Here is a 25,698-nt window from a genome sequence, read left to right as displayed (position 1 = left end):
CGAAAATCACATCCAAAAAATGAAAAACATAGGAATTAAAATCTCTCTTTACCTCAATTATTTTGTCTTCGCAATTCTATTGAATAGCGTAGGTATTGTGATTTTAAAATCGCAAAGAAATTATGGAGTAGATGAAGTTCAGGCTAGTATTCTGGAAGCTTTCAAAGACATGCCAATTGCTATTGTATCCTTTTTTATAGCCTCTTTTTTACCAAGAATAGGCTATAGAAAATCGATGCTTATAGGTTTGGGTTTGGTGACTTTGGCTTGTATTTCTATGTATTTTGGAAACTCTTTTGACAATGCTAAAATTCTTTTTGCAACTGTTGGAGTTTCATTTGCCCTGATAAAAGTTTCTGTTTATTCGTTAATAGGAACAGTGACCGAAACCAAAAAAGAACACAATGCTTTAATGAGCAGTATCGAAGGTTTTTTTATGGTTGGGATTGCGTTGGCTTACTTTTTATTTCCGGCTTTTAATAATGAAGAAGATTCTAATTCATGGTTGAATGTTTATTGGTTTTTAGCGGGATTATCGTTTCTGTCATTTTTGTTTTTATTTTTTGTAAAATTCAAAGAACCGGAAGTTTCAGCAGGAGCCAATCTCAAAGACGATTTCATGCAAATGTTCAAATTAATGGCAAAATTGCTTACCGTTATTTTTGTAATTAGCGTCTTTTTGTTTGTAATGATCGAACAGGGAATCCTTTCCTGGTTGCCTACATTCAATACAAAAGTGCTTCATTTACCCGAGAATATCAGCATTATGATGGCGAGTATTCTGGCTATTTCATTAGCGATAGGGAGAATGATTGCGGGAATTGTAACTAAAAAAGTCAATTGGATCTGGGTTTTAAGTTTCTGCATTTTTTCGGCGATGTTGATAGTCATTTTTGTACTTCCAAAAACAGTTGGATTAGAAGTTAAGAATATTAATACGCTTTCAGATATTCCCTTAATTGGTTTCGCATTTCCTTTGATCGGATTATTTATTGCACCAATTTATCCATTATTAAATTCGATTGTGTTAAGTGCTTTGCCTAAAAATCTACAAAGTTCAATGACGGGATTAATCGTGATTTTTTCTGCTCTTGGTGGAACATTAGGTTCCAGAATAACAGGTTGGCTGTTTAAAAATGAAGGACCGGAAAACGCATTTTATTTTACTTTAATTCCAATGTCTTTATTATTAATATCCTTTTTTATTCTTAAAAAAATAACTGCAAAAGATGAAATTTAAATTACATATAATCCAAACCATCGAAAAATTATTGGCTCAGGAAGATACTGATGGCGATAAAAAAATAACGATTGATGACAATGGTCCAAAGAAATTTCTGTTGTACGATCAAGATGGGAATCCGGCAGTTATTGAAGGAACTTATCAGCTTTCGAACTTATTGCAGGAACTTGCTTTGGCTAAAAAAAACAACACTGAATTTGCCGAAATCAATCTGAGTGAAATTACCGAAGATCCCGTAAAACGAATTTCAAGAAAAATAAAAAACCTGTATTGGAAAGGTTTAACAAGAACAATTGATGCAAATGGCGTAAAAAAAATTCTGGAAGACAATAAGATCGAAAATGCTATTTCGTATTTATATGTTCCTTTTGGAGACGAAATTGTTTTTGATTATTTCAAGAAATTAGAAGCTACAACTCCAAAGTTAAAAGTGGTACAAATGCCTAAAAACATTTCACCTGAGTATGTTTTGTCACTTAATAAGCAGCCGGGAATTTTAGCTTTGGCACTTCAAATTAAAAACAATGAAATTTCAGGAGTTCCGTTTGTAGTTCCGGGCGGAAGATTCAATGAAATGTACGGTTGGGACAGTTATTTTATTGCCAAAGGACTTTTGATAGATGATAAAATTGAACTTGCTTTAGGGATTGCGGAGAACTTTAAATATCAAATTGATCATTACGGAAAAATTCTAAACGCAAACAGAAGTTATTATTTAACGCGAACGCAACCACCGCTTTATACTTCGCTTATTATAGATGTTTTGGAAAAGTCAAATCCTAATATTTTCTGGATAGAACGACATTTAAAAACCGCTATAAAAGAATACAAAACCGTTTGGATGGAAGAAGGTAAACGACTTACCGCAAATGGATTAAATCGCTATAAAGCCGAAGGAATCGGACTTCCGTTTGAAGTTGAAGAAGGGCATTTTGATGATATTCTGGAGCAATACGCGCCAAAGTACAATTTGTCAACACGTGAATTCGAAAAGAAATATCTCGAAAGAGAAGTGGTTGACGAAGAACTTGATAAGTATTTTATTCACGATCGCAGCATGCGCGAAAGTGGTCATGACACGACCAATAGATTGGTCGGAATTTGTGCCAATTTAAATACGGTGGCAATTAATAGTTTACTTTATAAATACGAAACAGACATTGCTTTTTTGATTAAAAAGTACTTTAAAAATGAATTTCAGTATTTTGAAGATAAATCGTATTCAAGTGAATATTGGATTTCGAAAGCTGATTCCAGAAAAGAAAAAATCAATCAAATGTGCTGGAATCGTGAATACGGATGTTATATGGATTACAATTTTGTGACAGAAGAACAGCATTTCTTTGAAGCTGCTCCAACGTTTTATCCGCTTTGGGCAAAAATAAGTACGCAGGAACAAGCAGAAATTTTGGTAAAAAAGACATTGCCAAGATTTAAAATGAAAGGTGGAATTGCAGGATGTACCAAAGAATCAATTGCTGATGTAGATGAAAATGCACCAATAAGGCAATGGGATTACCCGTTTGGATGGGCGCCGCATCAAATGCTTTTATGGGAAGGTTTGCTCAATTATAATTTTAATGAAGAAGCTCAGGAAATGGTATATCGCTGGCTTTGGCTGATTACCAGAAATGCGGTCGATTATAACGGGACTATTCCAGAGAAGTTTGATTTGTCTATCAGTTCGCACAAAATCTTTGCAGAATATGGAAACGTAGGAACTGAGTTTGATTATATAACCGAAGAAGGTTTCGGTTGGATGAACGCCTCTTATCAATACGGATTGACAATTTTAGAAGATGATTTAAAACAAAAATTATCAGATATAGTCGATCCGGATGAATTATTTTAAAACCTGTTAGATTTACTATCCATAAAGGAAAAATCTTTTGCCACGAATTACACGAATCTCCGCGAATTCTTTTTTATAATTAAATTAGTGCAATTAGTGTAATTCGTGGCGAAAAAACTAAACTTTTCTGCCCATTAAGTTCTCACCAAATGTTCTCAGGATATTTTTCTTTTCAGCGTTAATATTCATTTTTTCTAAAGTATCAAAAGCTTTAAAAGTGTACATTTCTATTGCTTCTTGCGTGGCGCTTGAGGCACCGGATTCGTTGAAAATTGCTTTTGCAGTTTCTATTTTCGCTGTATTATTTTCTAATTGCAAATTGAATAACTCTTCTAATTCAGAAGTTTTTTCAGCAGATGAAAATTCTCGGGCTTTCAGGTATAAATAGGTTTTTTTGTTTTCGATAATGTCTCCGCCAACTTGTTTTCCGAAAGTTTCAGGATCACCAAAAGCATCTAGAAAATCATCTTGAAGTTGAAAAGCCAAACCTAAATTTAATCCAAAATCATAAATTAAATCAGCCTCTTTTTCAGTAGTTTTAGCAACAATTGCCCCCATTTTCATGGCAGCGGCAACTAATACTGCCGTTTTATATTCGATCATTTTAAGATATTCCGGAATTGTGACATCACTTCTCTTTTCAAAATCAACATCCCACTGCTGTCCTTCGCAAACTTCAAGAGCAGTTTTGCTAAATAACTTCGCCAAATCTCTAAAAACGATTGGTTCGTATTGTTCAAAATATTGATATGCCAAAATAAGCATTGCATCTCCCGAAAGAATTCCGGTATTAAGATTCCATTTTTCATGTACAGTTTCTTGCCCTCTGCGCAAAGGAGCATCATCCATAATATCATCGTGAACCAGTGAGAAATTATGAAAAACTTCGACAGCCATTGCTGCCGGAAGAGCCACTTTATAATCAGTATCAAAAACTTCTGAAGTCATTAAAGTTAGCACAGGACGCATTCTTTTTCCACCAAGGCCCAAAATATATTCAATGGGTGCGTAAAGGTTTTTAGGCTCTTTGCTGATGCTTTGTTTTTCTAAATAATTTATAAAAAAATCCTGGTATTGGCTAATATCGTGCATAAAATATAATCTGAATTGCGAGCCTCAAAGATACAATTCATTATTAATTATTTCTTTTTTAAAATTTAAATGATGAGTTTCCATTAAAATTGACCGCAAATCCCCTCATTTTAAAGGAATTGAAATTATTTTTAAAAAAACTCGGAAACTTTTTTGGTGTTTAGAGTTTCCTGTCTATATTTGCATCGTTATTTGGAAACTTTAAACACTGTAAAAGTTTCCGTAACGAGTTTTAATAATTTTTAAACTCACTTAAATCAGATATTTATGAAAACAACATGGACCTTAGATTCTAGCCAATCAGATGTTTTAATTAAAATGAGACATTCGATAATTGCTTATATGGGAGGAACGACTAATAAATTTGATGGCTACGTGAATATTGAAGACAATGAAATTGAAGATGCATCTGTAGAGTTTTCATTAGATATCAATAACAAAAAAGATAGTTTTCAGCAAATCGATACTTATTTACAGCTTCAGGATTTTTTTGATGTAAATGAACATCCGATTATTAGTTTTAAATCGACTTCATTTCAAAAGATAAACAATAACATCAATTTTTTTAAAGGTGATCTTACTATAAAAGATGTTACCAGAGTGGTTGAGCTTGATGCTGAGTTTATTGGAATCAACACATACAATGGAGAAAGAAAAGTTGCTTTTGAAATTAAAGGAGACATCAAACGTCAGGATTTTGGCTTAGATTATAACTCATTTAATCATAATGGAGGTTTAGCTTTAGGAAAAGATATTAAGCTTATCGCTAATCTTGAATTTAGTATATAAATCTTACATGAAGAATAAATTAATGTAAAATTATTACAAATATCGCAGAAACTATTTTTTTGGTTTTAGTTTCCTAAGTATATTTGTAATGCAATTTGAAAGTTAAAATGAAAGAAAAAATCATATCAAAAGCAAGTGAGTTATTTTTAAAACTTGGTTTTAAAAGCGTTACGATGGACGATATCGCAGGCGAAATGTGTATTTCTAAAAAAACGATTTACAAATATTTCTGTAACAAAGAAGTTTTAATTGAAGAAAGTACATCTACAGTTCATAAACAGGTTCATGAAGTTATCGATACCATTGTAGCAAAAGATTATAATGCAATTCACGAAAATTTTGAAATCAGAGAAACGTTTCGTGATATGTTTAAAAACGCCACAGATACCTCACCGCTTTATCAGTTAAAAAAGCATTATCCTGAAATCTATCACAACGTAATGACACATGAAATAGAGCAATGCAATCATTATTTTAAAGATAATATCCTAAAAGGAATCCGTGACGGTTTGTATCGTAAGGACTTAAATATAGATATCTATGTCAAGTTTTATTACACATTGATTTTTCATATCAACGAAACTACTGTTTCAGAGAGAGAAGCACAAAAAATAGAATTAGAAGCGCTGGAATATCACACCAGAGCAATGGCAACCGAAAAAGGAATAATTGAACTAGAAAAGCAACTTAAAAAAATTACTATTTAATCATCAATCTATGAAAAGAATAATTCTTATATTTTTGTGTACAATTGGCTTGTCTGCCAACGCACAAGTCAAAACGTTAACTCTAAAAGATGCTCTTATCTATGCGCTTGAGAATAAAGCCGATGCTAAGAAAGCAAAATTAGAGATAGAAAATAGTGAGTACCAAATTCAGGAAATACGCTCCAGAGCCTTACCACAAATTACCGGAAACGGAAATTTAACGTACAATCCAATTTTACAGACAAGTGTAATTGACGGAGCAAGTTTTGGACAACCGGGAACTTCTATTCAGGCAACTTTTGGTCAAAAATGGACATCAGGAGCCGGAATCTCTTTAACTCAGGCTTTGTTTGATCAGGCAGTATTTACCGGATTAAGAGCTGCAAAATCTACTCGTGAATTTTATCAGATAAACAGTCAATTAACGGAAGAACAAGTAATTGAAAGAGTTGCAAATAACTATTACTCGGTTTATGTACAACGCGAGAGATTAATTTTATTAGATAGTAATTATGTTAACACGAGTAAAGTTCGTGATATCGTAAAAGGACAATTTGACAATGGTCTGGCTAAAAAAATTGACTTAGACCGTATTGTTGTAAAAATGTCAAACATAGATACAGAACGTCAACAAATTAAAAATCAGATTACTTTACAGGAAAATGCTTTGAAGTTTTATATGGGTATGCCAATTGAAACTCAAATTATATTGCCAAAAGAAGAATTTGAAGTTGTTCCTGCTGCATTAACAGAAGTTCCAAATGTTGAAAACAGAACAGAATATTTGCTTTTGAAAAAACAAGAAGAATTGTTAGTGTTCAAAAAGAAATCTGTTCAGGCAGAATATTATCCTACACTTTCTTTGACTGCAGGTTACAATTATATTGGTCAGGGTCCGGAATTTCCTTGGTTCGAAAAACCATCTTCAGGTGTTTATTGGTCTGATTATTCAGGAATTGGATTGAACTTAAAAGTGCCGATTTTTACAGGTTTTGGAACTCGTTCAAGAGTAAGACAAGCTGATGTAAGTATCAGATCGCTTCAGGAAGATATCAAAGACACCAAACTTTCACTTGATTTAGATTATAGAAATGCAATGGCTGATATTGATAATAACCTTGTAACAATCAATAATCAAAGAGAAAATATGCATTTGGCTAAGGAAATCTTAAGCGATACAAAAAATAATTATCTCCAGGGATTAGCATCATTAACAGATTTATTGGATGCTGAAGACGAATCACTTTCAGCTCAAAATAATTATACAAGAGCAGTTTTAAATTATAAAATAGCGGAAGTATCATTAATCAAATCAAAAGGCGAACTAAAAACTCTTATTAAATAACTAAAATAAAATGAAGAAAACTATTATAACAATCGTAATCATAATCGCAGCTTTAGCTCTGATTGGATTTGTCTTAAATAATAATAAGAAAAAAAACAAAGCTAAAACGGATATCGTAGCAGTGAAAAATGCTGCAGTTTCAGTTAAAGTAACTCCCGTAAAAACAGAAGAAATTTCATTGGATTTCGTTGCAAATGGAAACTTTCAACCTATTCAACAATTGACTTTCTCCGCTGAAAAATCAGGAAAAGTAATTAGTGTTTTGGCTAAAGAAGGTGATTACGTAAGAGTAGGTCAGACTTTATTGACAATGAGAGGTGACATTATCAATGTAAATGCTCAACAAGCTCAGGCAGTTTATCAAAATGCAAAATCTGATTACAGCAGATATGAAAATGCATTTAAAACAGGAGGAGTTACAAAACAACAATTAGATCAGGCAAAATTAGCCTTAACAAATGCTCAGTCTAGTTTAACACAAGCTAACATTAATGTTGGTGATACTAAAGTAAAAGCACCAATTAACGGATTCATCAATAAAAAATACATTGAGCCGGGATCTATCCTAACAGGAATGCCTGCAACTGCTTTGTTTGATATTGTAAATGTTTCTAAGTTAAAATTAGTAGTTACAGTAAACGAAAATCAAGTAGCTAGTTTGAAAGTAGGAAACCATATTAATGTATCGGCAAGTGTTTATCCTGATAAAACTTTCTCTGGAAAAATTACTTTTATTGCTGCAAAAGCAGACGAATCTTTGAATTTCCCAGTTGAAATTGAAATCACAAACAATACAAACAATGACTTAAAAGCGGGTATGTATGGAACTGCAAATTTTGCATCAAACCAACAAAAACAACATTTAATGGTTGTGCCTAGAAATGCTTTCGTAGGAAGTGTGAGCAGTAACGAAATCTTTGTTGTAAAAGGCGGTGTTGCAAAATTAAGAAAAGTAACAGCTGGAAGAATTTTAGGAGATCAGGTAGAAATCATCAATGGATTGTCTGACGGAGAAACTGTAGTTATTACAGGTCAAATTAACTTACAAGACGGTAATACAGTAGAAATTATTAAATAATTTAAAGCATTAAGCTATACGCCATAAGCATTAAGCTTATTGCCTAAAGCCTACAGCCTAAAGCAAAATATATGAAATTAGCCGAAATATCCATAAAACGTCCGTCGTTAGTAATTGTACTGTTTACAATTCTAATACTTGGTGGATTGTTCAGCTACAGCCAGTTAGGTTACGAGCTGATCCCGAAATTTGAACAAAACGTTATTACAATTTCTACAGTTTATCCGGGAGCTTCTCCAAGTGAGGTAGAAAATACCGTAACCAAGAAAATTGAAGATGCGATTGCATCCTTAGAAAATGTCAAGAAAATTGACTCAAAATCGTACGAAAGTTTATCGATCGTTTCGATTACATTAACATCAAATGCAAAAGTCGATTTTTCATTGAATGATGCACAGCGTAAAATAAATGCCATAATTAGTGATTTACCGGATGATGTAAAAACCCCGGCATTGACTAAATTCTCGCTGAGTGATTTACCAATTATGACACTTGGTGCCAACGGAAAAATGGATGAAGCCGAATTTTATGACTTAATTGACAAAAAAATAGCACCTATTTTATCTCGTGTACAAGGTGTGGCCCAGGTAAATATTATTGGTGGTTCTGAGCGTGAAATTCAAGTGAATCTTGATGCTCTAAAAATGCAGGGTTACGGATTATCTGTTCCTCAGGTACAACAAAATATTTTGACTTCGAACTTAGATTTCCCAACAGGAAACATCCAGACCCGTAATCAAAAAATATTAATTCGTTTAGCGGGTAAATATAAAAGTGTTGAAGAATTAAGAAATTTAGTAGTTTCTTCTCAAAACGGAATTCAGGTTCGTTTAAGTGATATTGCCGATGTTCAGGATACTCAAAAAATTGCTGAAAAAATATCACGTGTAGATCAAAAAAGTGCAATCGTTTTGCAAATCGTAAAACAATCTGATGCGAATGCAGTTGCGGTAAGTGAGCAATTATTAAAAACGATTAAGACTCTTGAAGCTGATTATAAAATAAATCATTTAAAACTTGAAGTAGCAAAAGATAGTACAGTCTTTACATTAGAAGCTGCAGATTCTGTGGTTCACGATTTATTGATTGCGGTAGTTCTGGTAGCATTAGTAATGTTATTCTTCTTGCATAGTATTAGAAACTCATTGATTGTAATGGTGTCTATTCCGGCGTCGTTGATCGCTACGTTTATTGGTATTTATTTAATGGGATATACCTTAAACTTAATGAGTTTATTAGGATTATCTCTTGTTGTAGGTATTCTGGTCGATGATGCGATTGTGGTCCTCGAGAATATTTATCGACATATGGAGATGGGTAAAAATAAAATTCGTGCCTCTTATGACGGTACTGCCGAAATTGGTGGAACAGTAACTTCGATCACATTAGTAATTGTGGTAGTGTTCTTGCCTATTGCAATGAGTTCTGGTTTGGTTTCTAATATCATTACACAGTTTTGTGTTACCGTAATTATATCAACTTTACTATCACTTTTAGCTTCATTTACTATTATTCCTTGGTTATCATCTCGTTATGGTAAATTAGAGCACATTGAAGGAAAAAATTTCTTTGGAAGAGTTATACTTGGTTTCGAAAGTTATTTAACACGTTTTACCAACTGGATTTCTGAGTTGTTAACCTGGTGTTTGGATAATTACGGAAAAACAATTGTTCTTGTATTAATATTGTTCTTTGGATCAATTTTTGGACTTGGAGGTTTTATTGGAGGAGAGTTTTTCGCATCTTCTGATAGTGGTGAGTTCTTAGTACAAATCGAAATGCCAAAAGATGCTTCGTTAGAACAAACGAACTTCATGACTCAAAAAGCCGAAGCTTACTTAAAAGCACAAGAATATGTTCACAGTCAAATTACAACAGTAGGACAAACGAGTGAAGGTTTTGGAGCATCGCAAGCAACAGCTTACAAAGCAGAGATTGACGTAAAAATGATCGAACAAAAAGATCGTACTGATGATGCTAACGTTTACGCAGCAAAAATCAAACGTAAATTAGAAAAAGTATTAGTTGGTGCAAAAGTAAAAACCGTTCCTGTAGGTATCTTAGGAACTGCCGAAGATGCTACATTAGGATTGATCGTAACAGGTCCATCTACAGAAAGCGCTATGGCATTTGCAAAATTAGCTGAAGCTGAATTGCGCACAATTCCTGGAACAACAGAGATTAAATTAACAGTTGAAGACGGAAACCCTGAGATTAACGTTAAGGTAGATCGTGATAAAATGGCCGCTTTAGGATTAACACTTCAAACAGTTGGTTTAACCATGCAAACTGCTTTTAGTGGAAACACAGATGGTAAATACAGAGCTGGAGAATACGAGTACGATATCAACATCAGATACAATGCATTCGACAGAAAAAGTATTACTGATGTAAGTAATTTGATTTTCATAAATGCAGCAGGACAACAAATTAAGTTATCTCAATTTGCTGATATTACAGAAGGTTCAGGACCTAGCCAGTTAGAGCGTAGAGACAAATCTGCTTCTGTAACTGTAAAAGGACAAAACGTTGGAGTTCCTTCAGGAACAATTGTTACACAATGGCAGGCGAAGTTAGACAAGCTTAAAAAACCAGCAGGAGTAAACTATATTTGGGGTGGAGATCAAGAGAACCAATCGGAAGGATTTGGTACTTTAGGAATCGCTTTATTAGCCGCTATTATTTTAGTTTACCTTGTAATGGTGAGTTTGTATGACAGTTTCGTTCACCCGTTTGTTGTATTATTTGCTATTCCATTATCGTTTATTGGTGCTTTATTAGCATTAGCATTAACAAACAACTCATTAAATATCTTTACCATTTTAGGTATCATCATGTTAATTGGTCTGGTGTGTAAGAATGCGATCATGTTGGTCGATTATACGAACCAAAGAAGGGCTGCCGGAGAATCAATCAGAACAGCATTAATTCAGGCAAATCACGCTCGTTTACGTCCGATTTTGATGACTACAATTGCGATGGTATTTGGTATGTTCCCAATTGCATTAGCATCTGGAGCCGGAGCTGAATGGAAAAACGGATTGGCTTGGGTAATTATTGGAGGATTAATTTCTTCGTTATTCCTAACCTTGATTGTAGTTCCTGTGATCTACCAAATAATGGAAGGTATTATTCGAAGATTATCTAAAGGAGAAAAAATCGATTACGAAGCTGAAATGGTTGCGGATTATACGCCAGCCGAAGTAAGTGAGGACGGTTTTAATCCTAAACATACCCATTAATTGATTTAATTTTAGATTGAAAAATCCCAAAATCCTTAATTGGAATTTGGGATTTTTTTTTGACTAGTATTTAAGCCATAATTAAGGTCTAGGAACTAGAATTTAGATTAAGTGTGAACGAGCTGGAGAAGAAATTAAAATTTATAAAGTTTAGAAGCAATACAATTCGCTTTTTAAATAAACATTGTTCCTGCTTTCGGCTTTATCTTTTTTTGCGACGAATAAAAATCGCCAAAAAAGGATACCACCTTAAACGAAGTTCACTGAGCTCCTATGAAAATAAATGTTAAGTGAAGTAATCAGGGCTAGCCTCAAACATTTGGCTTCTTTTAAACAGCCAATAAAAAATCCAAACTCCTACCGATAGTTCGGCATTGGAATTTGGATTTTTATTGATTCTTCTCAATTCCGTCCCGAAGTTTCAGGACGGGAAAGATTGGAATTTGGAGTTTCTTTATTGGAATTTAATTTTCGTTATTTCTTCACAAGTTTCACAATTTTTACCTGTCCTTCTGATTTTACTTTTAAGAAATACAATCCTGCAGAAACATTTGATAAATCAATTTCAGCATGATCACTATCGATTCTTTTAGATAAAATACTTTGTCCGGAAACAGCATATATTTCGATTTCATCAATCACAGCAGTATTGTTTATTGTCAATAGATGTTTCACAGGATTTGGATAATACTTGAAATTTGGAAGTACAAAATCCGGTGTCGAAAGCGATCCGTTTGATTTAGCCGTAACAGCAAGGCGTTCTTTACTTTCAACTCCGTTGATCGTTTGAGAAGCATAATAAGTGATTCCATCCACAAGAGCTGTTGTTAAAGGCAGTGGAGTTTCATTTGCTTTGTTGTTCTTGCCACCAGAAGGATTTTGACTGCTATACCATTGAATATTTTCTCCTTCAACTATTAAATCTGCTAAAGTTTGTCCCGGCTTAAATTCAAAAGTTGTTGCATTTTTTCCTTCGGACAAAGGAGCAGGAGGTTCGATAACAAAACTGAATATCATATAACAGCCATATTTATTCTGAACAATTGCACTGTAATTACCAACTGCTAAATTGGTGAACGTATTATTTCCTGTAAATACAGCCAGATTTGGCGAAATAGCATAGTAATAAGGACCAGAACCACCGGCAACAGTAATTGTTGCAGTATGATCTTCTACATTCAAAGAAGCAACTAGAGGTTCCGGTTGTTTTAATTCAACAACTATCATCACAATACACCCACTAGTGTCTCTGGCAGATATAGTATAAAAACCTGCTGGGACATTAAAAGTGTTACTGGTTTGAAATACCCCGCCATTTAAGGAGTATTCATAAGGAGCACGACCACCAAAAACAGTACATTCTATTATTCCGTTTTGAGAACAAGTTACTGATGACACAACGTTTGCTATTATACTTAAAGGATCTAACGGCGATAAGACAGCAACAAGCGAAGTGATATTGTTTTGGGCATCACGTACTTTTATATCATAATTTCCAGGTGTGAAAGTAGAAAATATGTTCGAAGCTGAATAGGTATTTCCATTGTCAAAAGAATATGTATAAGGAGCAGTTCCTCCAGCGACAATTACCATTATCATCGCCGGATTATCACAACTTATAGGAATTACAGTATAGGTTGCCACAAGAGGTGATGGTGATGAAATATTAATTCCCGATTGTAAAATTATACATTCACGTGAATCAGTCACTTTTACGGAATACGATCCTGGTGTTAAATCGGTAAAAATATTAGAAGTTTGTGACGGCATTACAACGCTTCCATTATTGTTTTGAAGCGAATAAGTATAAGGAAGATTTCCTCCCGAAGCAGTAACTGTAATTTTTCCGCCGTTAGTAGTCGTTGCATTTACAATGCTTGTTGATATTGCTAAAAGAGTAGGTTGTGTTATTGTTACGCTGGAAATAGTTGTACATCCTGTAGCATCTTTAACAGTTACATTATATGATCCGGCAGGTAAATTACTAAAAATTTTAGAAGATGTAAATACAGCTCCTAAAGAATAAGTATAAGGAGAAGTTCCTCCCGCTACATTCGCTACTATTGTCCCATCTTGAGCTCCGTTGCAATTTACATCGCTTTTAGTCAGATCAAGCGTTAACGGAACGTATGTTTTTACTTTATAAGTAATTCTACTTGTATTACCAATAGCATCTTTTGCATAAAAAATATAATTCGAGCCTGATTGTAAATTTGCAACGCTATTAATTGTTCTATAGGTCACACCTGCATTAAACGAATAAAGATATGGTGCTGTACCTCCCGATGCGTTAAGAGTTAAACTCTCCCCAGGGTTTTGACAAGTAATAGGATTAATATTGCTTATACTTATCGAAATTGGACCAGGAAGCACAAGCGTCGCGTCGACACTTTGAGACTCGCAACCGTTAGCATCTTTAGCAGTTATAGAATAAGTTCCTTCCGGTAATCCGACATAACCTACTGAAAGCGAATTGTCAAATATTACTTTACCTGTAGCACTATCTTTAACTTTATAAGTATAAGGAGCAACACCGTTACTGGAACTCATTTTTATTACTCCATCGACATAACCGTCAGCAGTTTCATATGAAACTGTGGCAGTTGTTTTAACAGGAACATAGGGTTTTACAATAATATAAGATTGGGCTTCGTTACCAATAGCATCTTTTAATAACATAGAATAAGTGCCAGGAGTCAAATTGGTTCGTCCGGGATTATTACTTGTGTATGTGACACCGCTATCATAAGAATAAAGATATGGAGCAACGCCTCCGGAAGCATTTACAACCAAAGAAGCATTTTTTATACAGCTAATAGGGGTTTTAACAGCATTCAGTACAATTGGATTTGTTATTGCAACAATTACATTAGTCTTAGTTATTTTACATCCATTCGCATCTGTAACGCTAATGGTGTAAGAACCTTCAAACATGCCACTATATAATCTGATGTTTTGATTTAAGGATACTTGCGTGCCTTGCGTGTCGTTTCGTACAGAATAAAGATAAGGAGCTTTCCCTCCGGAAGCATTTAGTTTTATAAGTCCGCCAATTGCTCCATCATTATTTAAAGATTTAACATCAATATCGAGCGCTAAAGCATCAGGTTGAGTAATTGTTGCCGAAAATGAAGCAATACATCCTCTGTTATCTTTAACGTATAAATTATAAACTTTGGCTGCTAAATAAGTGAAAGTATTATTCTGCGAATAAACATTACCATCTATAGAATAAGTATAGGGATATGTACCACCGGAAGCATTTATTGTAATTTCTCCAGTTGTCGAATCATAACAGGTTGCATTGGTAATATCTGCTGTAATAGTAATAGCTGCAGGTTGAATAATTTTTATGGATCTCAAAAGAACACATCCTAGTTTGTCTTTTACTAAAACCACATAATTACCGGCAACTAAATTATTAAATATATTGCTGGCTTGAAATCCAGATCCAATCGAATAAGTATAAGGTGAAACCCCGCCACTTGCCGAAATCACGATAGAACCATCATTACCACCAGGACATTTGACATTTGCAATTGCTATGGTTGAAAATAAAGAAACATATGGTGCCACAGTTACAGTACTTGAAACAATACATCCGGCTGCATCTTTAATATTTACAGTATAAGTACCTGCATTTTTGTTAAAGGTCTTACTGGAACCATATGGACCATTATCTATTGAATACAAATATGGAGCAGTTCCGCCAATTTCAATAGCGCTAATTATCGCACTCGTATTACAATCTAGTGGTTTTGATACAGCAACAAATGCGGCTAACTTTGGAGGTTGATTTATTGCAATCGTATTTGTGTTTGAAATTGTATTTGCAGCATCTTTTACAATTACATTATACGTTCCCGCAACGAGATTAATAAAAATATTACCAGATTGGTAAGTTGCTCCTCCATCTACAGAATAGGTATAAGGAGATTGCCCTCCGGTTGCAGTTGCTGTTATTGTTGCATTACTAATACAATCTAACTTTTTTGTAATAACGGCTTTTGCAGTTAAAGGGCTAGGGCTTTCAACGGTTATAGTAACTGAATTAAACTCGCATCCATTTGCATCTCTTACTTTAACAATATATGATCCGGCTTTTAGTCCTGTAAAAACATTAGATACTTGAAAAGGACCAACTGGTAATCCAGTATTGTCGGCAATTGAATAAACGTATGGAGCAACGCCACCGAAAGGAGTAACCGTTATTTCTCCGTCATTAGTATTAGCAGAAGTGCCTTTCACTGTGGTTGAAGCTGATAAAGCATCTGGTTGTGATATTGTTACCATGGATGTAAACAGACATCCATTAGCATCTTTTACATTTATAGTATAATTTGAAGCCGCTAAATTACTGGTTATATTACTTGAACTATAAGGATTATTATCTAAGGAGTAAACATAAGGAGCTTTTCCGCCTGTTGCCGTTATTTCTACAGATCCATCATTAGAACCTATACATCTTACGTTTGTATAACTAAAAGTGCTTATTAGAGGAGAATATGGAGGAATTATAAAAGTGTTTATTTTTGTATTGTTAGCAGCATCTTTCACTACGATAGTGTAAGTTCCTGCAACAAGATTATTAAAAATACTATTGGTTTGGTAAGTTGTCCCGCCATCTATTGAATAGGTATAAGGTACCTGACCTCCCGCTGCAGCAATACTAATTACCGCATTACTCATACAATCTATTGATTTGGTAATAGTCATTGTAGAAGTTAATGGATTTAGATCTTCAATTATAAAACTAATTGCATACGTTGATTCACAACCTGTTGAGTCTTTTATTTTTATCAGATGTGTTCCAGGCGTTAAATTTGTAAAAACAGGATTAATTTGAAAACTTCCGTTATCTAGAGAATACATATAAGACCCGCTTCCTCCAATAACATTAGTTACAGTTACAGTTTGATTTACAATATTTATAGCACCAATGATATTTTGTGGTGGTACAACGTTATATACGAATGTGTATAAACAATTATTAGCATCTTTTACTTTAATATTATAAGTTCCGGGGCTAATGTTTGTATAAACGTTACTAGTTGTATAAGGATTATCGTTTATTGAGTATTGATATGGAAGCTGACCACCATTAGCATTGACCGTTAATGCAGCACTATCCTGAGCACATACTAGTTGAGTATTTGAAGCAGTTCCGCTTACAGGTATAAACGGATTTATTGTAACATTAAAGATTGAAGAAACACAATTTTTTTGATCTTTTACAACTACACGATAAGTGCCGGCAAGAAGATTAGAAAAAGTATTATTAGAGCTATAATTTATTCCACCATCGAGAGAATAAAAAAATGGCCCGTATGCTCCGGTCGGTATAACAGTTATAATTGCATTACTAGTACAGCTTATAGGTGAAACAATAGTATTTACACCAATTGGAAAAGGCGGATATAGTACAATTGGAGTTCCATTTGAGACTGTATTTACAGCATCTTTGACTACTATATTATAAGTTTTTCCAGGCAGATTACCAAAAACATTGTATGTCTGAAATGTTGCTCCTCCATCTATAGAATATTGATAAGGAAGTTGCCCTCCGGATGCAGTAACAGTAAGTATAGCACCGCTATTACAATCAATTTCTTTAGTAACAGCAACTGTAGCATTTAAAGGTGGCAGAACAGTTACTGGTACCATTACCATACAACCATTAGAATCTCGCACCCTGGGAGTATAATTTCCGGGAGTGATAACCTGGAAAACATCGCTAATTTGATAATTCATTCCATCCAAAGAATATTGGTACGGCACAGTTCCCCCTGTAGCGGTAACAATTACATTTTGATTAGAAACCGCAGTAGTTGCAATTAAAGCAGTTGGTTCTGTTATTTGAACAATTTGTCTCATCGATGGACACCCCAAAGCATCTTTTAATATTATATTGTGAGTACCCGCTGATAAATTAGTAAAATTGCCAATTGGATTACCGATATAAACGGTAAAAGGACCGCCGTCCAAACTATAAGCATAAGGAGTTTTACCTCCAGACGGAACTACAGTTAAAGAACCGTCATTTTGTCCATTACAATGAACCGATGATGTAAGAGTTGTAAAAGTTAACTCTTGATATACTTTTATATTAAAAAACTTTGTTGTAACAGTTCCTTGATTATCTATTCTGGCATAAATAGTTTTAGACAATGCTGAACTACTATAAGCTGTTGGCTGCACAATTGCATTTATGTTGGCAGTTGCATCTTCAGAACTTAAGTGATAACTAATTGTTGTTTCTGCAGGGTTTAAATTACCCAGTAAAAGTGACTGGTTAACGGTTAAATCAAATTGGGTATTTTGATAACAATGCTCTATATCATTGACCTGAGCATAAAAATAATTAGTAAACAGTAAAAGAAAAAAAAGTAAAGTTTTTTTCATACGTATAGGATTGTTAAAATGTTTTAACAAATATATAGAAAAAAACCAATGTCAATAAATATAAAGTTATTATTGTTAAAAATCAAAGAATTTAGTTCTATGACCCTTAATCTCTTAATTTGAAGATGGTATTTACAATTATATTTTAAGATACAAACAATGATTGTAATAATCTATAATTGCCTTTCCTTGTAGCAAAACATCTGCACCAATAATACCATGAACAGGTTTTGCCTTAAAAGATTCCAAAGCTTCATTGACATGCGAAAGATCAAAAATTACAATACCAAAGTTCGTGTTTTTCCAACTTCCAAGTTCTAACTTATTATGTGCTGAAATCTGTGTTTTCATTCCGGTTCCTCCAGCGCCCGAAGCTTTGGTTTTTGACTTTTTTGCTGTCAATTCAAAGCGTTCGATGCTTTCAAATCCAATGCAGGAATTCGACGCTCCCGTATCTAAAATAAAGTTCCCTGAAACGCCATTGATTTTGGCTTTTACTAAAAGGTGTTGCGTCTTGGTAACTTTGAATTTTATTTTTTTGTATTTCTCTTTTTTGAGAACCTCGTGAAGATTTTCCATTTTCGATAGGGATTGAAAATCAAAAATAAACCAATTACAGTCAATAAACTAATGATGTAAAAGATATAATTTGTTGATTTCTCTTCTGATGAAATTGAACCGTAATAAACGAAAGAACTCCAATAGTAAGGCGATTTTTTAGCATTTGAAATAGATTTGTCGTTTAAAAAATCAAGTTTAGCATTTGTATTAGCTTCAAAATAAGGAACATCATTTTTAATGTTTTTATAAAAATCAGCCATAAAAACCGATGTTGTATAATCGTTTACTTTCCATAAAGAAAACAATAAATTCTGAGCTCCTGCAAACTGAAAACCTCTTGCAACACTCATTGCGCCTTCGGCTTTGTAGAGTTTTCCAATTCCGGTTTCGCAGGCACTTAAAACCACTAAATCAGGATTGATATTTAAATTGTACAATTCCGAATATAAGATTTCCTGATCGTAAAATTTAATACTTGCCGGTGTTTCAATATCTCCCGAAGAAGCGTGTGTACTTAAATGTAAAATAGAATATTTATCTGCACTCTTCTTGAAATTGCTAAAAGTTGCATTTGAATTTTCTAAATATTTCCCTTTAAAATTACTTTTAATAGCTTCCAGTTCATTCTTAGAATAACCCAATTCAAACGGTGTTTTTTCGAAAATAGGAAAAACGCCCAAAACTGTTTTTTCAGATTTTGAATTAGGTTTAGAATTCAGATAAATATTCGCCGAAGTATTATATCCAATCTTGAAATCATTCAATAAATAATGCATTTTTGCAAAATTTGTTGTAGAAGATTCCTGAGTAATCAAAGCTTCGAAAGGCAGGAAATTCAAAATTCCATCAGGAACAATGATGAGGTTTTGATAAACAGAATTACCAGGCATTTTTAATAAATTATAAACGTCGTTTCCGTAATGATTATAACCTGAGATGTCATTTATAATAGCATCGGGGCTATTAAAATAATCTATAAACTGTACAATTCTAGGAATTGCAAGATGAGTGATGTTGATATGATTTAAAGCAATTTGGTTATTTTGTAAAATGAAAAAATACAGATTTTCAGATCCCATTAGGTAATAAAGCATCATGGCTTTATCTTTTTCTAGTTTTGATAATAGCATTTTAAAATCACAATTTTCAGGAATGTAATTTGGATTTTCAGATTGAATTTTCTTCAGCGAAAGCATCAATTCATTTTGCTTTTTTATGGCTTTATTGATGTTCGAAATGTTAGCAGAATTTCCTTTTTGTTGCTCTTTTAAAATGTTATTATTTAAAGTTTGAAGTTCATGTAAAAGCTTTTTCTCTTCTGCGGAAGCGTTTTTAATATTCGAGCGGTAACTTTTTAAAATCCCTGATTTTGTTCTTTCTGCTAATTGAAAAGCTTGTTCCAGATATTCGGTTTTATTTTCTTCATGATACAAACGATCATAAATAGAAATACATTTTTCAGTACGATTTCTGGCGCGGACTTGAGATATGATTTTGGAATTTTCATAAATCAATCCGTTCATCAATAAATCTTCGATATAAAAGGAAAGTTTATAAGCTTCAAGTGTTTTTTTGGGTTGATTTTGTTTAGAGAAGATTTCTGCCTGTAAATCCAGAATATCAATTAAAACAGTTTCAGCGTATAATTCATTTTGATTAGGAAGCTTATTTTTTGAATTATAATTCGGAATCAGAATTTTAAAAATAGTCAGAATCAGCTTTTCGCTTTCCTCATATTTTTGTTCATCAAAAAACAATAAAGCTTTTTCGTAATACAGTTTTGCTATTTTTCTCGGTTGTTTATTCGTTTCTAAAAATAACCTTTCTGCTTTTTCTAAATAAGAATTGGCAATTTCAAAGTTTTGCCTTTGGCGGTTAAGAACGGAGAGATTTCGATAAGAATTGGATAAAGTTTCTGTTTGATTTTTTTCGTTTTTGAGATATGAAACAGCCGATATAAATGCTTTTTGGGCATTTTGATGTGTTTCAGGTCTCATTAAATTTCCTGTAGCACTCAACAAATAACTATTTCCCAAATTATTCCATAAAATTCCTTTTTGCGCATTCGATAGTTTCTCTGTTTTCAGAGTATTTTCTAATAATTCGATTGCCAAAGAAATCTTGCCGGAACTCTGATACACATTTGACAAATTAAGAATCGCAGCAAATTTTTGCTTTGGAGCATCAGGATAATTTTTGGAAGTATTTATAATATAAAAGTATTGCTTGATCGTGTTTTCAGCGCTATCATAATCGCCCAAAACTGTATATAAATTACCTAAAGGTTTCAGGCAAAATTCGATAATATCATAATTTGCGAGTTTATTTTTCTGATAAATTTGCCATGCTTTTTCATAACTCGCAATGGCTTTTTCGGTTTGCCCGAATTGATTCTCATAATACGCTTTATTGCAGTTTAAAACCACAATGGCAAGAAGTTCGTCTTTGGTTTTAGATTTTGAATTTCTCCAAAAATCAGATTCAATATTGCTCAGGTTTTCTATGGCTTTCGCCGAAGGATTCGACACAAAAGCATCAACCGCATTATAGAGTTTATCTTCTTCCGAAGCAGATCGCTGCCCGAATGAAATTAGAGTTGAAAAGAATAAAATATAGCAATATAGTTTTATCATATTAAAGTTTTTTCGCCACGAATTTCACAAATTTTCACGAATTATTTTTTAGTTTGATTTGCGCTTTATTTAGCCGCCTGTATTTGTGAAAATTTGTGAAATTCGTGGCGAACTTTTGTCTTTGTATAATTCTTAAAACTTCCAGATTCCGTAAAGCTGGAAATAGTTGAAATTCTGTTCGAAATTAATCACATAACGAGCGCCTAAACTTGGACCAATTCGGGCAAAACCAGCGGTTAAATCAAACAAAAGACCTGTTTTTAAATTGCCAAAGGAGTTTTTAACCGAGTTTGATTTTGTCTGGGTATCCATTAAAAATTGATCCGTTCCGCCTTCAAAACTTTCGATCTTTTTAGTTTTTGTTTGTTCAGATGAAACATCAAAATTCGCCTGAATTCCCGCGCCAATTCCAATATAGGTATTAATATTATATCGCAGTAAAAGCGGAATTTCCCAGTTTACATTTTTGTTTTCGATTGTCGTTGTGGTGCGTTGAAATTGTTTTACGCCATTTGGGTTTACCACATTCTGACTAACTATAGTGGTGCCACTGTCGTATTTATTCAACGCATTTAACCATTCGGCTTGCCAGTAAAAGCGATATGATTTAAAAGGCGAAATGGTTGCACCCACAAAATAACTCGTTGATTTTTCTAAATTAGGATATAGATTATAACCCGCTTTTGCACCAATCGAAATTCCGGGTAAAAATCGGGTAGTGGCATAATTGGTAATTATAGGTTCGTTTTTATCAAAAATAATGGAGGTACGGCTTCTGGTTTTTACTTTATGAAAGTCTTCAGTAAATTTCATGGAGTATTTGACAAAACCTTTTGTGCTGTCTTTTTCGTGTACATTTTTTTGTTCGCTTCCGGGCAAATAAATGTTTTTGAACGTAAAGAAAATCTGTTTTTGTTTGATAATGGTATCAAGACAACTTACGGTTGGTTCTTCGCCTTTTGGACAAATTGGACATTTGGGATACATATCTTCTACCTGAAATGTTTTTTTGTCAAACATATCCGGAATATCTGTTTCAAGCCGGATCATTCTCGCCGGACCTTCGCCGTTGTTCTGAAAACGGGTTTTAAAATTCACTCGTTTAAAACGAACTAATCTATAATTGATAAAACTTCCGTTAGAACCCATTTTGTTGGGATCGTGAGAAGTTACAATTTCCATTTCGAGATTTTTTATTTTGTGGTTTTTATAACTTCTGTTTGGGACAAAAATTCCGCGCATGGTAACTGTTGCGCTGGTATCTTTAATCATTTCGGGAGTAGTTTTAAAAGTATAAAATACATTTCGGGTTTCGCTTGGGTTTGCATCGTCAAATTCCAGAACCGACACATTATGATATAATTTATTGGCTTCTAATAAGGAAGCGTCAAGATCTTCTTCGGTAGTTGTATTTCTGTATTTTTTGGTTTTGAAATTGTTTTCGGCTGAAGCCAAATAGGAATTTTTATCGTCTAAATCGTCTACAGAAGCGACGGTTTTTTCTTGTACTTCACGTTCATTTGCATAGGTTCGAAAATCGACTAATTCGAAGTTGTTAGTTTTGAATTGTTTTTCATTGTAAAAAAGATAAAGCTTTCCGCTTGAAACATAGTTTTCGAGATTTTGATAACTTACTACAACTATCATTTCCTGATCCGGAATTGGATCGCAGTTTTTTAGGATTGCAAATCCGTTTTGATCTTCGATCGATGCAATGTCTTTATAATTAGTATCCGTAATGTCGTTTATGGCAACTTTTTTTGGTCGCGTTGCAGGAGGTTTTCCGTTGTCGTAATTATTGGTTACGGCAAGTCTTGTGGTGTATGTTCCTTTGTTTTTATAGACATGTTTCGGTTCGGCTTCTTTGCTGTAATGTCCGTCACCAAGTTCCCATAAATAAGAATAACTTGGTTTTGGCGCGCCCGCAATTGGAATTAATGGCGGAGTTTCCGGCTTATAAGTAACAACGTTTCCGTTTTGGATAAAACCAATATTGGCTCTTCGGGTTATGGTGTCTTTTACTTTGGTTTGTCCTATTGCGAGAATAGAGAATAGAATAAAGAAAATAGACGATAGTGGTTTCATAACTAGAGGTTTTTTAGCCCTGATAGTAGTGGAAATCCTTTTGTGCCGGGGTTCGGCATAAAAGATTGCAACGAATAGCAGGATTAGCTTCTGAAAATCATCAGAATTAATTTGAAAACTGGATTAAATGTAAAAAAAAGTGATGAGCAAATCATCACTTTTTCTTAAAAGTATTTTGTAAGTTACTGAATAGCATTGATCGCTGCTACCAGTTGAGCTTCTGTGCCAACTGTTGTTTCGGCAAGAGTAAAGGTGTAAACATCGTTGGCAGCAACGGTTACAGCTTTGATTGCATAGCGCCATTGTCCATTAGATTCGGTAACGAAAATCACATGACACGCTAAACCAATTGGGATTTGACCGTAGTGTTCGCTAAATAATCCAGCAGGCGTATAAGTGTCCAGTTTAGCAAGTGCATTTGTTCCTTCGCCATCGTATGATAAGTAAATTGCGCTATTGTTGTTGTCGTAACCTTCAGGAGCGTCTGCAAGAAGAGTTGTTTTTGGTCTTGGATCACTGTAAAAACGGTCTACGTTTGTCCATCCAAAGTTTCCAAAAGTTACATAATAATTAGATCCTTCGCCTTGAACGCCTCCTTTTCCTCCAGCTCCGTCAGCGTTTGGTTTAGGCTGTTCCCAGGCCAATTCTCCTCTATCATCAACTTTACCATTCCATAAAGTCATTGTATTGTCTACACCATCTGTTAAAGCTGCCGGAACAACCATGGTCATGTAACAAGTAGTTTTAAGTTCAACTCCGCCTTGCGTGGCTTTGATAAAGAATTCTCCGCCCGAAATCAGTAAGTTTTTCTTTCCGTCAGCCGTGATTCCCATTGTTGGTTTGTTGGTGATCAACATATTTCCTTTGTCAAAAAGTTCGATGTATTCAATATCAACAGCTCCGGTTACGGCAATTCCGTTTTTAGTTAAACAGTCTCCCGGAATGTTTAGTTTTACCCCTTTTGCAGATGTTATGGTTACAACACCTGTTCCGGCTGTAATGGTAAAGTTTTGCGTGTTTTTCTTAATTCCCTTTTCGGTAATTCCTTTAAACGCCGCTCCAGATGGAGGAAGAACAAGATTGTTATCGTCGCCGTCGCTTGTACTGCAACTTGCAAAAGTGATTACTAATAAAGATAAAACTCCTAATTTTTTGAAATTTGTGTTCATGATTTCTAGTTTTTATAAATCTGTCCTGATTACTATCAGGCGGTTTTTCAGATTTGGTTGTTAATTGTATTTATGTTGTTATATCAATTTGGGTTTGATATTGTTACCCTTGTTTTTGAAATTATTTTTTGAACGTGTTTTATATTGCTATATCAACTGGTGTGTAAAATTGTTACCCCGGTTTTTTATTTTTTTTTAATTTATTCCGAAAGGCATTTGTCTTCAAACAAGTTTCCGTCTTCGTCTACAGCAACAAGAATGTTTTTTTTCTGCGAAAGCGTAACAATCAAATACAGCCAGACAATTGTCCAAAGTCCAAATGTGATGCAGGTAAGAAAGAGGTGAAAGAAATGATTAATAGTCTTTTTTTCTTTGGATAAAACCACGTAGGGTAATTTTTCGTTATGTTCAATGATTACAAAACCATTGCGTTTTTTGGCTGCAATCATTTCGTTAAATTTATTTAAGGTTTTTTCGTTTGTAAATTGATACGTTTCCATTTCTTTTAATTTTTGATTGTTTGTCAAAAGGTTTTTTTCGCCACGAATTCACGAATGAGCACGAATTATTAAATCAAGAAATCCGTGTGCCATTTCTTTTTTGCCACAAATTCCACAAATTAGCGCAAATTTTAAATTAGAAAACTAATGAAACACGGTGTGAATCTGTTCAATCTGTTTAATCTGTGTGCCATTTCTTTTGCCACAAATTGCACGAATGAGCACGAATTAATAAATAAAGAATCAGTGTAAATCGGTTCAATCCGTCTAATCCGTGTGCCATCTCTTATATTGCATTTTATTAATGCTAAAAGACTTTTGTTACGTTATATCAACTTGATTTGTTAATTGTTACCCTATTATGTAAGATTTATTTACAATTGTTTTTTAAATTAGCTAACAAAAAGTTTTTTATGGGAAAAAGTAAAATTCATCCTGACCAAATGTATATTGAAGGACTTGCCGCAAATGACTCGGCAATCATTCAGACGATTTACAAAAAGTTTGTTCCTAAGGTCGTTATGTTCATTATGAATAATTCCGGCGATAAAGAGCATGCACAGGATGTGGTTCAGGAAGTCATGATATTGCTTTTTAATCAGGCCAAAGCCAATACACTACAACTGACTTGTCCGTTTGATGCTTACTTTTTTTTATTGTGTAAAAGAAAATGGCTCAACGAATTGAAAAAAACATCAAATAAAGGGGTAACAATAAATGAAGATGCGGTATCTATGAATGAATCTGCACTGGAATTAATTGGGCAAACAGAAGAATTTGACGAAAAACAACAGCTTTTTGACACCATGTTCCAGAAACTGGGCGAAAAATGTCAGGAATTGTTGAAGTTGAGTTTTACCATTAAATCAATGGAAGAAGTTGCCGAGAAACTAAACGTAACGTACGGTTATGTCCGCAAGAAAAAATCGTTATGCGTTGGTCAATTAACACAGTGGATTCAAGAAGCCAAAAATTTTAAATCTCTAAAAAATAATTAGTC

15 protein-coding genes are annotated in these 25,698 nt (G+C 33.9%); 8 read left to right on the top strand and 7 right to left on the bottom strand.

Annotated elements, in window-relative coordinates; all coding sequences use genetic code 11:
* Window positions 1-19: 19 nt before the first annotated feature.
* The gene (locus EAH81_RS02690) at window positions 20-1,240 is read left to right on the top strand and encodes an MFS transporter (protein ID WP_140503485.1); all 1,221 of its coding nucleotides are present in this window, start codon (window positions 20-22) and stop codon (window positions 1,238-1,240) included.
* Window positions 1,230-3,095, top strand: coding sequence for an alpha,alpha-trehalase (locus EAH81_RS02685; RefSeq protein WP_140503483.1), 1,866 nt, complete (start codon window positions 1,230-1,232; stop codon window positions 3,093-3,095). Before EAH81_RS02690 ends, EAH81_RS02685 begins: the two co-directional genes overlap by 11 nt.
* A 117-nt stretch (window positions 3,096-3,212) precedes the next feature.
* On the opposite strand, the gene EAH81_RS02680 is transcribed toward EAH81_RS02685, so the two are convergent.
* Window positions 3,213-4,187 (bottom strand): polyprenyl synthetase family protein, encoded by a 975-nt coding sequence (locus EAH81_RS02680; protein WP_140503481.1) that lies wholly within the window; start codon window positions 4,185-4,187, stop codon window positions 3,213-3,215.
* A 267-nt stretch (window positions 4,188-4,454) separates the two neighbouring features.
* Here EAH81_RS02680 and EAH81_RS02675 point away from each other — a divergent pair, with 267 nt between their 5' ends.
* From EAH81_RS02675 to EAH81_RS02655, 5 genes are all read left to right on the top strand, one after another.
* A complete protein-coding gene (locus tag EAH81_RS02675) occupies window positions 4,455-4,976 on the top strand; it encodes a YceI family protein (protein WP_140503479.1) in 522 nt (173 codons plus the stop codon).
* Window positions 4,977-5,083: 107 nt separating this feature from the next.
* Window positions 5,084-5,683 (top strand): TetR/AcrR family transcriptional regulator, encoded by a 600-nt coding sequence (locus EAH81_RS02670; RefSeq protein WP_140503477.1) that lies wholly within the window; start codon window positions 5,084-5,086, stop codon window positions 5,681-5,683.
* A gap of 10 nt (window positions 5,684-5,693) precedes the next feature.
* A complete protein-coding gene (locus EAH81_RS02665; RefSeq protein ID WP_140503476.1) occupies window positions 5,694-7,028 on the top strand; it encodes a TolC family protein in 1,335 nt (444 codons plus the stop codon).
* 10 nt (window positions 7,029-7,038) lie between these two features.
* Window positions 7,039-8,106 (top strand): efflux RND transporter periplasmic adaptor subunit, encoded by a 1,068-nt coding sequence (locus EAH81_RS02660; RefSeq protein ID WP_140503475.1) that lies wholly within the window; start codon window positions 7,039-7,041, stop codon window positions 8,104-8,106.
* A 71-nt stretch (window positions 8,107-8,177) separates the two neighbouring features.
* Window positions 8,178-11,348 carry an efflux RND transporter permease subunit gene (locus EAH81_RS02655; RefSeq protein WP_140503472.1) on the top strand — a complete coding sequence of 1,057 codons (3,171 nt, stop codon included), beginning with the start codon at window positions 8,178-8,180 and terminating at the stop codon, window positions 11,346-11,348.
* Window positions 11,349-11,822: 474 nt separating this feature from the next.
* Here the strand turns inward: EAH81_RS02655 and EAH81_RS02650 are convergent, their stop codons facing one another.
* The 6 genes from EAH81_RS02650 to EAH81_RS02625 all read right to left on the bottom strand — a co-directional run bounded on the left by EAH81_RS02650 (window position 11,823) and on the right by EAH81_RS02625 (window position 24,698).
* The gene (locus EAH81_RS02650; RefSeq protein WP_140503469.1) at window positions 11,823-17,750 is read right to left on the bottom strand and encodes a T9SS type A sorting domain-containing protein; all 5,928 of its coding nucleotides are present in this window, start codon (window positions 17,748-17,750) and stop codon (window positions 11,823-11,825) included.
* Between the two features lie 138 nt (window positions 17,751-17,888).
* Entirely contained in the window at window positions 17,889-18,329 is a 441-nt protein-coding gene (locus EAH81_RS02645; protein WP_140503466.1) for a retropepsin-like aspartic protease, read from the bottom strand.
* Window positions 18,281-20,944 carry a CHAT domain-containing protein gene (locus EAH81_RS02640; RefSeq protein ID WP_140503464.1) on the bottom strand — a complete coding sequence of 888 codons (2,664 nt, stop codon included), beginning with the start codon at window positions 20,942-20,944 and terminating at the stop codon, window positions 18,281-18,283. Before EAH81_RS02640 ends, EAH81_RS02645 begins: the two co-directional genes overlap by 49 nt.
* Before the next feature lie 132 nt (window positions 20,945-21,076).
* Window positions 21,077-23,029: a PKD domain-containing protein gene (locus tag EAH81_RS02635; protein ID WP_140503462.1), complete on the bottom strand. Its 1,953-nt coding sequence runs from the start codon at window positions 23,027-23,029 to the stop codon at window positions 21,077-21,079.
* Window positions 23,030-23,211: 182 nt separating this feature from the next.
* A complete protein-coding gene (locus EAH81_RS02630) occupies window positions 23,212-24,198 on the bottom strand; it encodes a hypothetical protein (protein WP_140503459.1) in 987 nt (328 codons plus the stop codon).
* A gap of 200 nt (window positions 24,199-24,398) precedes the next feature.
* Window positions 24,399-24,698: a hypothetical protein gene (locus tag EAH81_RS02625; protein WP_140503457.1), complete on the bottom strand. Its 300-nt coding sequence runs from the start codon at window positions 24,696-24,698 to the stop codon at window positions 24,399-24,401.
* A 413-nt stretch (window positions 24,699-25,111) separates the two neighbouring features.
* On the opposite strand from EAH81_RS02625, the gene EAH81_RS02620 reads away from it, so the two are divergent.
* A complete protein-coding gene (locus EAH81_RS02620; protein ID WP_140503454.1) occupies window positions 25,112-25,696 on the top strand; it encodes an RNA polymerase sigma factor in 585 nt (194 codons plus the stop codon).
* The last annotated feature ends 2 nt before the right edge of the window (window positions 25,697-25,698 follow it).

It is taken from the genome of Flavobacterium pectinovorum, assembly GCF_006438875.1.
In the GTDB taxonomy this organism is placed as follows: Bacteria; Bacteroidota; Bacteroidia; order Flavobacteriales; family Flavobacteriaceae; genus Flavobacterium; species Flavobacterium pectinovorum_A.
The sequence above is the reverse complement of the archived record's forward strand: the minus strand, read 5'-3'. Positions and strand labels throughout refer to the sequence as shown.

Bases quoted from the DNA above. Each gene is read 5' to 3' on its own strand.
- EAH81_RS02680 (WP_140503481.1), bottom strand. From the start codon at position 4,187: ATGCACGATATTAGCCAATACCAGGATTTTTTTATAAATTATTTAGAA.
- EAH81_RS02655 (WP_140503472.1), top strand. From the start codon at position 8,178: ATGAAATTAGCCGAAATATCCATAAAACGTCCGTCGTTAGTAATTGTA.
- EAH81_RS02675 (WP_140503479.1), top strand. From the start codon at position 4,455: ATGAAAACAACATGGACCTTAGATTCTAGCCAATCAGATGTTTTAATT.
- EAH81_RS02620 (WP_140503454.1), top strand. From the start codon at position 25,112: ATGGGAAAAAGTAAAATTCATCCTGACCAAATGTATATTGAAGGACTT.
- EAH81_RS02665 (WP_140503476.1), top strand. From the start codon at position 5,694: ATGAAAAGAATAATTCTTATATTTTTGTGTACAATTGGCTTGTCTGCC.
- EAH81_RS02640 (WP_140503464.1), bottom strand. From the start codon at position 20,944: ATGATAAAACTATATTGCTATATTTTATTCTTTTCAACTCTAATTTCA.
- EAH81_RS02650 (WP_140503469.1), bottom strand. From the start codon at position 17,750: ATGAAAAAAACTTTACTTTTTTTTCTTTTACTGTTTACTAATTATTTT.
- EAH81_RS02685 (WP_140503483.1), top strand. From the start codon at position 1,230: ATGAAATTTAAATTACATATAATCCAAACCATCGAAAAATTATTGGCT.
- EAH81_RS02630 (WP_140503459.1), bottom strand. From the start codon at position 24,198: ATGAACACAAATTTCAAAAAATTAGGAGTTTTATCTTTATTAGTAATC.
- EAH81_RS02635 (WP_140503462.1), bottom strand. From the start codon at position 23,029: ATGAAACCACTATCGTCTATTTTCTTTATTCTATTCTCTATTCTCGCA.
- EAH81_RS02660 (WP_140503475.1), top strand. From the start codon at position 7,039: ATGAAGAAAACTATTATAACAATCGTAATCATAATCGCAGCTTTAGCT.
- EAH81_RS02645 (WP_140503466.1), bottom strand. From the start codon at position 18,329: ATGGAAAATCTTCACGAGGTTCTCAAAAAAGAGAAATACAAAAAAATA.
- EAH81_RS02625 (WP_140503457.1), bottom strand. From the start codon at position 24,698: ATGGAAACGTATCAATTTACAAACGAAAAAACCTTAAATAAATTTAAC.
- EAH81_RS02670 (WP_140503477.1), top strand. From the start codon at position 5,084: ATGAAAGAAAAAATCATATCAAAAGCAAGTGAGTTATTTTTAAAACTT.
- EAH81_RS02690 (WP_140503485.1), top strand. From the start codon at position 20: ATGAAAAACATAGGAATTAAAATCTCTCTTTACCTCAATTATTTTGTC.